This is a genomic window from Rhizobium sp. M1, assembly GCF_002531805.1.
GTDB classification, from domain to species: Bacteria; Pseudomonadota; Alphaproteobacteria; order Rhizobiales; family Rhizobiaceae; genus Rhizobium; species Rhizobium etli_C.
In genome coordinates this window covers 59014-71070 of sequence record NZ_NWSW01000025.1, presented here as the reverse complement: position 1 = coordinate 71070, position 12057 = coordinate 59014, and the positions used below count along the sequence as shown (strand labels likewise).

At 63.7% G+C, this 12057-nt stretch carries 12 protein-coding genes and 1 pseudogene; 7 read left to right on the top strand and 6 right to left on the bottom strand.

The window, feature by feature from the left end:
- The first annotated feature begins 10 nt into the window (after positions 1-10).
- Positions 11-397, top strand: a complete 387-nt coding sequence (locus CO655_RS23685; protein WP_097667023.1) for a RidA family protein — start codon at positions 11-13, stop codon at positions 395-397.
- Between the two features lie 42 nt (positions 398-439).
- Here the strand turns inward: CO655_RS23685 and CO655_RS23680 are convergent, their stop codons facing one another.
- On the bottom strand, positions 440-1147 hold the full coding sequence (locus CO655_RS23680) for a glutathione S-transferase family protein (protein WP_097667021.1): 708 nt from the start codon (positions 1145-1147) through the stop codon (positions 440-442).
- A 114-nt stretch (positions 1148-1261) separates the two neighbouring features.
- Here CO655_RS23680 and CO655_RS23675 point away from each other — a divergent pair, with 114 nt between their 5' ends.
- Complete coding sequence (locus CO655_RS23675) at positions 1262-2155, top strand: LysR substrate-binding domain-containing protein (protein ID WP_097667019.1); 894 nt, start codon at positions 1262-1264, stop codon at positions 2153-2155.
- Positions 2156-2158: 3 nt separating this feature from the next.
- Here CO655_RS23675 and CO655_RS23670 read toward each other — a convergent pair whose 3' ends face one another.
- Positions 2159-3742 carry a peptide chain release factor 3 gene (locus tag CO655_RS23670; RefSeq protein ID WP_097667017.1) on the bottom strand — a complete coding sequence of 528 codons (1584 nt, stop codon included), beginning with the start codon at positions 3740-3742 and terminating at the stop codon, positions 2159-2161.
- Between the two features lie 90 nt (positions 3743-3832).
- On the opposite strand from CO655_RS23670, the gene dut reads away from it, so the two are divergent.
- Both dut and CO655_RS23660 read left to right on the top strand, forming a co-directional pair.
- On the top strand, positions 3833-4303 hold the full coding sequence (gene dut, locus CO655_RS23665) for a dUTP diphosphatase (protein WP_097667014.1): 471 nt from the start codon (positions 3833-3835) through the stop codon (positions 4301-4303).
- Positions 4303-5202: a GNAT family N-acetyltransferase gene (locus CO655_RS23660; RefSeq protein ID WP_097667012.1), complete on the top strand. Its 900-nt coding sequence runs from the start codon at positions 4303-4305 to the stop codon at positions 5200-5202. The genes dut and CO655_RS23660 overlap by 1 nt, the downstream gene beginning before the upstream one ends.
- Positions 5203-5216: 14 nt before the next feature.
- Here CO655_RS23660 and CO655_RS23655 read toward each other — a convergent pair whose 3' ends face one another.
- The gene (locus tag CO655_RS23655; protein WP_009996823.1) at positions 5217-5681 is read right to left on the bottom strand and encodes an Lrp/AsnC family transcriptional regulator; all 465 of its coding nucleotides are present in this window, start codon (positions 5679-5681) and stop codon (positions 5217-5219) included.
- Positions 5682-5792: 111 nt separating this feature from the next.
- Between CO655_RS23655 and CO655_RS23650 the strand changes: the two genes are divergently transcribed.
- The 3 genes from CO655_RS23650 to cysK all read left to right on the top strand — a co-directional run bounded on the left by CO655_RS23650 (position 5793) and on the right by cysK (position 8535).
- Positions 5793-6695 (top strand): DMT family transporter, encoded by a 903-nt coding sequence (locus CO655_RS23650; protein ID WP_097667010.1) that lies wholly within the window; start codon positions 5793-5795, stop codon positions 6693-6695.
- Between the two features lie 116 nt (positions 6696-6811).
- A complete protein-coding gene (locus CO655_RS23645) occupies positions 6812-7429 on the top strand; it encodes a LysE family translocator (protein ID WP_097606805.1) in 618 nt (205 codons plus the stop codon).
- Between the two features lie 143 nt (positions 7430-7572).
- Positions 7573-8535, top strand: coding sequence for a cysteine synthase A (gene cysK, locus CO655_RS23640; protein WP_097667008.1), 963 nt, complete (start codon positions 7573-7575; stop codon positions 8533-8535).
- Here cysK and CO655_RS23635 read toward each other — a convergent pair.
- The 3 genes and pseudogenes from CO655_RS23635 to gshB form a co-directional block, all read right to left on the bottom strand.
- Positions 8532-9119, bottom strand: coding sequence for a hypothetical protein (locus CO655_RS23635; RefSeq protein ID WP_097667006.1), 588 nt, complete (start codon positions 9117-9119; stop codon positions 8532-8534). The genes cysK and CO655_RS23635 overlap by 4 nt on opposite strands.
- Before the next feature lie 283 nt (positions 9120-9402).
- A pseudogene (locus CO655_RS23625) lies at positions 9403-10934 on the bottom strand (YifB family Mg chelatase-like AAA ATPase).
- A gap of 171 nt (positions 10935-11105) precedes the next feature.
- Positions 11106-12053, bottom strand: coding sequence for a glutathione synthase (gene gshB / locus CO655_RS23620; protein ID WP_097667002.1), 948 nt, complete (start codon positions 12051-12053; stop codon positions 11106-11108).
- Positions 12054-12057 lie beyond the last annotated feature (4 nt).

Here is a 12057-nt window from a genome sequence, read left to right as displayed (position 1 = left end):
GGCGGAGTCGATGGAAATGATTGAGCGCAATCCAGCCACCGGTATCTACCCGGCAAGCCCCGATTACATCCATGCGCTAGAGGTCAGACATCCCGCCAGGCTGCTCTTCGTCAGCGGCACGATGGGCCTCGATGAAAGGGGAATGGCGGCGGACGGCCTTGAAGGGCAGCTGGATCTCATCTGGTCCAACCTCGGCACCATCCTCGCATCGGCCGATATGACGGTGGACAATATCGTGCGGCTGACGAGCTATCTCCGCGACGGCGCCTTTGTCGAGGCAAACCAGAACGCCCGTCTTCGCGCGCTTGGCGGCCGCGCCGTGCCGACCACGGCGATCATCGTCGAAACGTTGCGCGACGACTGGCTCGTCGAAATCGAGATCGTCGCCGCCGGCTGAGGGCCAGGGCCATCGCACCCGAAGCTGCGATGGCCACACGATTCAGGCCGCCTGTTTCAACAAGCCGAGCGCCTCGGTCAGATCGACCTCGCCGAGGAAAGCGCCGCTGCTTTTTGCATCCTGCCGATGCTCGATCGCATGGGCGAAGCGCACGGCCGGCTCCTGCTGCATACGCTCATAGAGGCGATGCAGGCCGGGAAACTGGCTGCGGTCGACGACCTTGTGAAAATCGTTCCAGCGGGCGATGCCGACGAAATAGGCATCGGCCAGGCTCGGGCCGTTGCCGAGAAGCCATTCGCGGCCAGCAAGCAGATGCTCCAGCGTATGATGCGCCTTTTCGACCGCGGCGGTGCCGTAGGCCGTAAGCGCCTGTTTCTGCTGCGGCTCCAGCGGGTGTTCCAAGGCATACCAGAGCGGACCGAAGGCTGCGAAGAAACTGGTATTGAGGAAGGCGAGCATCTGGTTCTGACGATCGAAATCCTCCGACCCCTGCGCAAAGCCCAGACCGCTGCCGATCGCACGGGCGCCGATATGGTTGAGGATCGCCATGCTTTCGCAGATCGTCCTGCCATCCTCGAGCAGCAGCGACGGCGTCTCGCCGACTGTATTGATCCGCCTGTATTCATCGGTGGAAACCACTTCCGGCATCTCGACGCGGCAGAGCCGATAAGGCAGGCCGGACCATTCCAGTGCGACGATCGAGCCGAAGGAGCAGCCCTCCGGCACGCCGTAAAACAATATGGGTGACATCAGTCGTTCCTTTCAGAATTGAACCCGTTTGGACAGGATCAATGTGAAGACGTGGACGATCATGCGGTAGAGGCTATAATTGCATCGCAATGTCCACATGTCTGGAAGATGGCAATGGCGCTTTTCAACCTCAACGATCTGCATCTCTTCGTCCAGGCCGTCGACAGCGGCAGTTTTACCGCCGCCGCGAGACATCTCGGCATGCCGAAATCGACGGTCAGCAAGCGGGTCGCGGAGCTGGAGCGGCGCCTCGGCGTGCGGCTGATCCAGCGCACGTCACGCAGCTTCGCGCTGACCGAGCTCGGGCGCGAATTCTTTCAGCATGCCCAGGCCTCGATCATCGAGGCTGACATGGCCGAGGGCATCGTGCGGCGGCATCTGGCCGAACCTGCCGGCAGCGTTCGCCTGACGGCCTCGGTGCCGACGGCGCAGTTCACCCTGACGGAGCATCTGCCGGCGCTGGCGGCCCGCTATCCGAAGCTCCGGCTCTCCGTGCACGTGACGGACCGTTTCGTCGACATCGTGCAGGAAGGCTTCGACATCGCACTGCGAAGCCATCGTGCGCCCCTGCCGGATTCGGCGCTGGTGCAGCGCAAGCTCGCCCGCCACCCTTTCTTCATTCTCGCTTCGCCCGATTATATCAGCGCCCATGGGCAACCGCGCCGGCCGGAGGAGCTGGCGGAGCATGCAACGATCTTGACCAGCCTGACGGAAAATCAATGGCGGCTCACCTCCGATGGCGGCGACGAGGCTCTCGTCACACTGCAGTCGGTCATGGCGGCGGATGAGCCCTATGTGCTGATGGAAACGGCGGCGGCGGGGCTCGGCATTACCTGCCTTCCGACATCGGTCTGCCGGAAGGCGCTGGCCGAAGAGCGGCTGGTGCGGGTGCTGCCGGAATGGACGGCCGGCAGCATCGAGACGACGATCCTGATGCCGCATCGGCGCGGCCAGCTGCCGGCGGTGCGCGCCGTCGTCGATTTCCTGGCGGAACGGCTGACCGGATGATGATCACGCCGCCTTGGCGGCGTGATATTCCTTGATGGCGACCATCTTGATCGCCGGATAGCGCTCTGCCTCGTAACGCAGCGAGAAGGCGTCCTGGGCGAGGAAGACGGGATCGCCGTCGAGATCGCGGGCGATATCGCCGCGTTTGACGGTGAGGAATTTTTCGAGATCGGCCGATTGATCGGCGGAGATCCAGCGGCAGACGGAGAAACGCGACATTTCGAAGGAGACCGGCAGGCCGTATTCGGCCATCAGCCGCTCCTTCAAGACATCGAGCTGCAGGGCGCCGACGACGCCGACGATCGCCGGCGAGCCGTCTTCCGGCGAAAACAGCTGGACAACGCCTTCCTCGGCCATCTGCTGCAGGGCTTCCTTGAGCTTCTTCGCCTTCATCGCGTCTTCCAGGCGCACGCGCCGAAGGATCTCCGGCGAGAAGTTCGGCACGCCCTGGAAGACCAGCGATTCGCCCTCGGTCAGCGTATCGCCGATGCGCAGCGTCCCGTGATTGGGAATGCCGACGACGTCGCCGGCATAGGCGGTATCGGCGAGCTGGCGCTGCGAGGCGAAGAAGAATTGCGGCGCCGTCAGGCCGAGCTGCTTGCCGGTGCGGGCGAGCCGCGCCTTCATGCCGCGTTCGAGCTTGCCGGAGCAGATGCGGGCAAAGGCGATGCGGTCGCGGTGGTTCGGATCCATGTTGGCCTGGATCTTGAAGACGAAGGCCGTCATCTTGTCGTCGGTCGCGTGCACCGTCCTGGTGTCGGCCACCTGGTCGCGCGGCGGCGGCGCGAATTCGCCGAGCGCGTTGATGAGGTCGCGAACGCCGAAATTGCGCAGCGCCGAGCCGAAGAAGACCGGCGTCATATGCCCTTCCAGAAAGGATTCGCGGTCGAAGGGGCGGCAGGCCTCGATGGCCAGCTCCGTTTCGTCGATGAAGGCCTGGCGCTCGTTTTCCGGCAGCCTGTCGGCGACCGTCCGCGGACCATTGACCGGCGTCGTCTCGACTTCGGTGTCGGAGCCGCGGGCGGTGCTGTTGGCGAGATGATAGGAGCCGCAGAAGGTCTTCGAGCGGCCGATCGGCCAGGTGATCGGCGCCGTATCCAGCGCCAGCTTCTCCTCCACCTCGTCGAGAATCTCGAAGGGATCGCGGCTTTCGCGGTCCATCTTGTTGATGAAGGTGATGATCGGGATATCGCGCATGCGGCAGACTTCGAAGAGCTTCAGCGTGCGCGGCTCGATGCCCTTGGCGGCATCGATGACCATGACGGCAGCATCGACGGCCGTCAGCGTGCGATAGGTGTCGTCGGCAAAGTCCTCGTGGCCGGGCGTATCGAGGATGTTGAAGACATTGTCGTTATATTCGAAGGTCATCACCGAGGTGACGACGGAGATGCCGCGCTCGCGCTCGATCTTCATCCAGTCGGAACGCGTCTGCATGCGATCTTTCTTCGCCTTGACTTCGCCGGCAAGCTGAATGGCGCCGCCGAACAGCAGCAGCTTTTCGGTGAGCGTCGTCTTGCCCGCGTCCGGGTGGGCGATAATAGCGAATGTGCGGCGGCGGGAGACCGCCTCGGCGAGACTTTCGGCCATACTATGAATCCTGTGGAATTGCCGCGTATCTAACGATTAAAGCCCGGCATTGCAATTGACCTCGGCGCTGCGGGCGCAAAGTAATGGGCCATGACCATTCATCACGACACGCGCCCGACGCTGAACCTCATCCGCCTGGCCAATGGCGAAGGCCTCGACCTGCCCGCCTATGAAAGCAAGGGGGCGGCCGGCATGGACTTGCGCGCCGCCATCGACGGCGATGCGCCGCTGACGCTTCTGCCCGGCAAACGGGCGCTGGTGCCGACCGGCTTCATTTTCGAGATCCCCGAAGGGTTCGAAGGCCAGGTGCGGCCGCGCTCCGGCCTTGCCTTCAAACATGGCATCACCTGCCTGAATTCACCCGGCACCGTCGACAGCGACTATCGCGGCGAAGTGAAGGTGCTGCTCGCCAATCTCGGCGAAGAGGCTTTTGTTATCGAGCGCGGCATGCGCATCGCCCAGATGGTGATCGCGCCGGTGACCCAGGCGCGGGTGGCCGAGATCACCGCGGCAAGCGAAACCGCGCGCGGCGCAGGCGGCTTCGGCTCCACCGGCGTGTGATGGCAAAGGGCCTCGACAGCGCAGGCCTGACCTTCCGGCAGGAGTATTTCGGCGATGCCGCCGGATGGGCGGCGCTTGTCCGCCTGCTCCGGGATATTTTCGGCATCGATATCGGTCCGCTGCAGCAGCTTGGCGGCCCCGATGCCTCAAGCATGCCATTCGGCTGGTTCGATGCCGAGGGCGAGCTTGCGGCCAATCTCTCGGCCTTTGCACTGCCCTTCGTTCTCAATGGCAGAATCGTCCATGCCGCCGGGCTGCAATCGGGCGCGGTGCGGCCGCAGTGGCGCGGCCGCGGGCTCTATCGCGATCTGACGGTGAAGGCGCTCGACTGGTGCGAGCGGCAGGGCTTCGAGGCCGTCATCCTCTACACCGATAAGCCGTCGCTCTACGAAGCTTACGGATTTCGCGCGATACCACTGAACCGATATGAGGGAACGGCACCTGCCCCCGCGATTGGCGCCACACCCGCTCGGCCGCTTTTGCCGGCGAATGCGGACGATCTCGCCCTGCTGCAATTGCTGCTGAAAGCACGCAGCCCGGTTTCGACGACGCTCTCGGTGACCGCAAATGCGGCGATGTTTCTCATTAACACGCAGCTCGATCCCGATGTCCGCATCAGCTTCCTGGAAGGCTGCCAGGCCGTCATCGCCTGGAAGATGGATGGGACAGGCCGCTTCAGCCTTCTCGATGTCGTGGCAGCGGAGATCCCGTCGCTTGCCGCGATTCTCGGCGGCCTCGACATTGCCTCGGCGACCGTCGAAGTGCTCTTCCGTCCCGACAAGCTCGGCTGGACGGGCGCGCCGCAGCCGTTTGAAAGCGGCACGGTGCTGATGCTGCGCGGGCTCGGCGACGCCGCCCCGCATTCTCCGGCGATGCTCTCGCCGATGGCGGATTTCTAAGCTGTTTCGTCGATCTATTTCCCACGTGACAGCGGCGGCAGGCGGCGCTTGACCGGCGAGGCTTTGATCATCGCGGTGTTGGTCTCGGCGCGTTCGGCGACCCTGTCCAGGAGGCCGTCGAGTTCCGCCATCGAGCGGATGACCAGGCGGGCGATAAAACAATCCTCGCCGGTCACCTTGTCGCATTCGACGATTTCAGGAATTTCCTGAATGAGGCGCTCGACGATATGCAACTGCCCCGGCAGCGGCCGCACGCGGACGATCGCCTGCAGGGGATAGCCGACCGCGGCGGGATCGAGATCGATGGTGAAGGCCTTGATGACGCCGCGCTCCTCCAGCCGGCGCAGGCGCTCGGCAGCACTCGGCGAGGAAAGCCCCACCTGCTGCGCCAGCTCCTTCAGCGAGATCCGGGCATTGCCGGCCAGCGCTTCGAGAATGGCCTGATCGATTTCATCAAGCGGCTGGGCATCGTTAGGCATGACCGCGTCTTTCCCTTTTATTATTAGGCTGCAGCGATGAAGTCCATTTTTATCCTTATATAATTTCGCTTGTCGCCGCAATATTATCACCCCAGCAAAACGGAGGCGATCATGAGCGGCGACATCAAAAGAGGCACGGCGGAGATGACGGCAGCGATGCTGATCTCGGGGACGATCGGCTGGTTCGTCGTCATGTCGGGCCAGCCGGTCAGCGGCGTCGTTTTCTGGCGCTGCCTGTTCGGCGCGCTCACCCTGCTTGTCATCTGCGGCGCGCTCGGGCTGCTGCGGCCGGGCATCCTCACGCTCCGCACCTTCGCCATCGCCGTGCTCGGCGGTATCGCCATCGTCGTCAACTGGCTGCTGCTCTTCGCCTCCTATTCGCATGCGACGATCTCGATCGCTACCACCGTCTACAACACACAGCCCTTCATGCTGCTGGTGCTCGGCGCGCTGTTTCTCGGCGAGAAGATCACCGCCGCCAAGCTGTTCTGGCTGACGCTCGCCTTTGCCGGCATGATGGCGATCGTCCAGGCAAAACCGGGTGGAAGCGGCGATACGTTCGCGAGCTACGGCCTCGGCATCCTGATGGCGCTGGGCGCGGCTTTCTTCTACGCGCTCGCAGCGCTTGCCGCCAAATGGCTGAAAGGCACGCCGCCGCATCTGATCGCGCTGATCCAGGTCGCGACCGGCATGCTGATGCTGGCGCCGATCACGGATTTTTCGCAACCGCCCGCGGATGCCGGAAGCTGGGCGATCCTCATTTCCATCGGCGTCGTCCATACCGGGCTGATGTATGTGCTGCTCTACGGCGCCATCCAGCGGCTGCCGACCCATTTGACCGGGGCCTTGTCCTTCCTCTATCCGATCGCCGCGATCCTCGTCGACCGACTGGCCTTCGGCCACGCGCTGCAGCCGATGCAGATCGCAGGCGCCGCCATCATCCTCTTTGCTGCGGCCGGCATGAATCTCGGCTGGACGCCGCGCTGGCTGCGGCCGCGGGCGCTTCAGGGCTGACGAAAGGCGGGCGGGCACAGGGCGGCAGGCATTTCTTCTGGTGATGGACCCATCAACGCCGGCCGATTGATGGCGCGGCTGACCGGATATAAAACACCGGGAAAGAGGAGCCACCCATGAGCCTTGCCGCCTTGCTTGCCTATGCCGGAGCGCTGTTCATCGCAGCCGCCATTCCCGGACCCGGGATTACCGCCATCGTCGCCCGCGCGCTCGGCTCGAACTTCCGCGAGACCTTCTTCATGGGTCTCGGCCTGGTGCTCGGCGATATGACCTATCTCACCGCCGTCATTCTCGGCCTTGCCTTCGTGGCGCAGACTTTTACCGAGGTCTTCCTCGTCATCAAGATCGCCGGTGCCCTCTATCTCGCCTATATCGCCTGGAAACTCTGGACGGCGGGGCTGCTGCCGCAGGACATCGCGGCGAAGAAATCCAGCAATATCGGCCTGTCCTTTCTTTCCGGCCTGCTGGTGACGCTCGGCAATCCGAAGACCATGCTCTTCTATGTCGCGCTGGCGCCGACGCTGATCGATATCGGCAATATCAGCCTCAGCGACTATGCGATGCTGCTCGCCGTCACCTTCGTCGTGCTGATTGCCGTGCTCGTGCCCTATATGCTGCTCGCCTCGCGGGCCCGCACGATGCTGAAACAGCCGCGCGCCCTGCAGACGCTGAACCGGGTTGCGGCCGGCATCCTGGCCGGCACGGCCGCCTTCATCGCCACGCGGGCGGCCTGAAATAAACATCCGCCAAGAAACGGTTTTCAAAGCTTTTTTTCTCCGCGTCCGGCTCCGCCGGCATCAACGCGGGCTGGCCTCATTCGGCCTTTGCCCCTATTCTCCTTTCGATTTCAGGGACCGAAGTCCAAAGGGAGGCACCCATGTCGCACAAGCCCGGCCGCGGCCGCATCTATTCCTCGATCACCGAGACCATCGGCAACACGCCGCTCGTGCGCTTCGCCAAGCTGGCGCGGGAAAAGGGCGTGGTGGCCAACCTGATCGGCAAGCTCGAATTCTTCAATCCGATCGCCTCGGTCAAGGACCGCATCGGCGTGGCGATGATCGAAAGCCTGGAAGCGCAGGGCAGGATCACCCCCGGCAAGTCGGTGCTGATCGAGCCGACCTCCGGCAACACCGGCATCGCGCTCGCCTTCGCCGCCGCCGCCAAGGGCTACCGGCTGATCCTCACCATGCCGGAAACCATGTCGGTCGAGCGCCGCAAGATGCTGGCGCTGCTCGGCGCCGAGCTGGTGCTGACCGAGGGCGCCAAGGGCATGAAGGGCGCGATCGCCAAGGCCGAGGAGCTGGCGGAATCGCTTCCCGACGCCATCATTCCGCAGCAGTTCGAAAACCCCGCCAATCCTGAAATCCACCGCAAGACGACCGCCGAGGAAATCTGGAACGATACCGACGGCACAGTCGACATCCTCGTCTCCGGCATCGGCACCGGCGGCACGATCACCGGCGTCGGCCAGGTGCTGAAAAGCCATAAGCCCGAAATCCAGATCATCGCCGTCGAGCCCGCCGATTCCCCTATCCTCTCCGGCGGTAATCCCGGCCCGCACAAAATCCAGGGCATCGGCGCCGGCTTCGCCCCAAAAATCCTCGACACCGGCATCTACGACGAGGTCGTCACCGTGACCAACGACGAGGCCTTCGAACAGGCCCGCCTGGTCGCAAGGCTGGAAGGTGTGCCGGTCGGCATCTCCTCGGGTGCGGCACTGACCGCAGCGATCAAGGTCGGCGTCCGTCCGGAGAATGCCGGCAAGAACATCGTCGTGATCATCCCGTCCTTTGCCGAGCGTTATCTCTCGACGGCGCTGTTCGAGGGGCTGGGGAGCTAAAGCTGGCTGTGGCCGGGCCTTTCCGCCGGCAATTTATCCTGCAGTATATCGGGGCGCTTCGGCGCCCTTTCTTTTGTGCCGTCACCTGCGTTCCAACCGAAGTGGGACGAAAGTTCTGTGGTAGTCCGCAATGACGATGGTCGATGTCCACCTGAGCTCGTTGAATGCAAGTGTTTGCCAACCTTCGCCATGACTTCCGCCAGCGTCGCGGTCAAACGCGTCAGCTCGGTGTGCTCGCTCGTCCGCTCCGGAGCATAGCGCGAAATGAGGTACTCACGCTTTGCTGTCATTGCCTCGAGATGCTGGGCGGTCTTTTTTCTCAGTTTGAGTTTGTCAACGAACGTTGGCTCCGCGAGGTCGTGCAGCCGTCCTCGTATATCCTCTGGAGCAACGCCCTCATGGCGCAGGAAGGCATTTAAGTAGAGTTCGATAGCGTGAATGGCGCACATTCGAGCCGGGGCAATGGATAGTGCAATTTGCTTCTGACCCTTCCTGAATAGGAGTTTGGAAGCGCGAGAGTAGGCATTCGCCAAGTCTAGAACCTCCAATGGGTTGGCATTTGAGCCCGGATATTCGTTACTCATCTACATCCCCGGCAGCCTTTCTCATCCGTCACCTCCGACCGACCATGTCGAACGGACAGACATTCTTCCCGAAATTTTTTCAGCCGGATCTAATATTGTAAAGTGCGACGAAGTGAGGAGAGGCCGTTACCCCTAACGGATAAGCAACACAGAGGGATACTTCATCGTCCGAGGCAGCTGGAATTTCGCTGAGGGCGACCATCAGCGCCAGCGCGCTCGGCAGATTGGTGAGGGGCCCTGAGGACCAATGCGTCAAAATATCTGCGCGCATCCGCGCTTCTTCTCACGCTGCCGCCGTCAACCTCTCCCCCGCGATCCTGTAGGAGATCGCCTCAGCCAGATGCAGGCGGCCGACCGTCGGTTTGTCGTCGAGATCGGCGAGCGTGCGGGCGACCTTGAGGACGCGGTGGTAGCCGCGGGCGGAGAATTTCATTTTTTCAGCGGCGTCGCGCAGGAGCTGCAGGCCGGCGGCGTCGGGTTCGGCGAGTTTTTCGATCATCGCGGTGGAGCAGCGGGCATTGGTGCCGATGCCCTTGGCGCCGGCGGCTTCGAAGCGCTGCTGCTGGAGTTCGCGGGCGCGGGCGACGCGGCGGGCGACGTCGGCGCTGGCCTCAGCGGCCATCGGGCGGATCAGATCGGCGGCGGAGACGGCGGGCACGTCGATGCGGATATCGATGCGGTCCATCAGCGGGCCGGAGATGCGGGCCTGGTAATCGCTCATGCAGCGCGGGCCGCGGGCGCAAGTATGGCCGGGCTCGCCGGCCATGCCGCAGCGGCAGGGGTTCATCGCCGCGATCAGCTGGAATTTGGCCGGATAGGAGACGCGGTGATTGGCCCGCGCAATAACGCATTCGCCGCCTTCGAGCGGCTGGCGCAGCGCATCCAGCGCCTGCGGCGTGAATTCCGGAAACTCGTCGAGGAAGAGCACGCCGTGATGGGCAAGCGAGGCCTCACCGGGACGGGCGCGGATGCCGCCGCCGACCAGTGCGGCCATGGTGGCGGAATGATGCGGGGTGCGGAAGGGCCGGCGGTCGGAGAGCTTGCCGCCGGTGAGCTGGCCGGCGATCGAATGGACCATCGACACCTCAAGCAGTTCGGCGGCCGAAAGCGGCGGCGGATCGACGGCAATCTTGCCGCCAGCATCGACTTGCCGGAGCCGGGAGGCCCGACCATCAGCAGATTGTGGCCGCCGGCGGCCGCCACCTCGAGCGCCCGCTTGGCGCTTTCCTGGCCCTTGATCTCGGCGAGATCCGGCAGATTGGCGGCATTGGCGCGGATCGATGCTTCCGGCCGGGTGAGGACCTGGGTGCCGCGGAAATGATTGGCAAGGGCGATCAGGCTGCGGGGGGCGAGGATATTGACCTCGGCGCCGGCCCAGGCGGCCTCGGCGCCGCTTTCGGCCGGGCAGATCAGCCCCTTGCCGAGCGCATTGGCGCCGATCGCGGCCGGCAGCGCGCCCGAGATCGCGGCGATGGTGCCGTCGAGATTGAGTTCGCCGACGACGACATAATCCGACAGCGCATCTGCGGGAATGGCGCCGAGTGCCGCCATCAGGGCAAGCGCGATCGGGAGATCGAAATGCGAGCCTTCTTTCGGCAGATCGGCGGGCGCCAGATTGACGGTGACCCGCTTGCCCGGCAGCGACAGGCCGGAGGCGTGAAGGGCGGCCTGCACCCGCTCGCGGCTTTCGGCCACCGCCTTGTCGGGCAGGCCGACGATCTGCATGCCGATCTTGCCGGGAGCGACCATGACCTGGACCTCGACCGGCACACCTTCGATGCCTTGGAATGCCACCGTACTGACACGCGCGACCATAAACCCGTCCCCCTGCCCGCCAACGCTTATACCGCCTGCAACCCTTCAGGGCCAGCGGTTGCAATCTGGCATGGAAGCAAGAATAAAACAAGAACAATCAAGGAACGTAGCCGGATATATCCTGTGACCGGGGTTGTACCCGATCACAGCAGGGGCATGGGTCGCGGGGGATCAGCCGCGCTTGCGCTCGATCGCATCCCAGAGCAGGCCTGCGATATCGGCGCCGCCGAATTTTTTCACTTCGCGGATGCCGGTGGGAGAGGTGACGTTGATCTCGGTCATGTAATCGCCGATCACGTCGATGCCGACGAGCAGGAAGCCGCGCTCACGCAATGCCGGGCCGATCCGTTCGCAGATTTCCTTTTCGCGCGGCGTCAGCTCGGTCGCCTCGGCGCGGCCGCCGACATGCATGTTGGAGCGGCTGTCATGCTCGGCCGGGACGCGGTTGATGGCGCCGGCGAATTCGCCGTCGACCAGGATGATGCGCTTGTCGCCCTTGCGCACGTCGGGCAGATATTGCTGGGCGATGAAGGGCTCGCGGAACATCTGGCCGAACATCTCCAGCAGCGAGGAGAGATTGCGGTCGTCGCGGGTCGAATGGAAGACGCCAGCGCCGCCATTGCCGTAGAGCGGCTTCAGGATGATGTCGCCCATCTCGTCGCGGAAGCGGCGGATTTCGGCCGGGTCCTTGGTGATCAACGTCTTCGGCATCAGGTCGGAAAATTCGGTGACGAAGATCTTCTCCGGCGAATTGCGCACCCAGGCAGGATCGTTGACGACGAGCGTCTTCGGGTGGATGCGCTCGAGCAGATGCGTCGAGGTGATATAGGCCATGTCGAAGGGCGGATCCTGGCGCAGCAGCACCACATCCATGGTGGAGAGATCGACACGCTCGGGCGCGCCGAGCTCGAAGTGATCGCCCTTGACGTCGCGCAGCAGCATCGGCTCGACGCTGGCAAAGAGCTTGCCGTCGCGGAAGCTCAGCCGGTCGGGGGTGTAATGGAAGAGCCGGTAGCCGCGCGCCTGGGCTTCCAGGCTCATGGCGAAGGTGGAGTCACCTGCGATATTGATGCCGGCGACATGATCCATCTGGACCGCTACATTGGTGATCTTGGCCATTTCC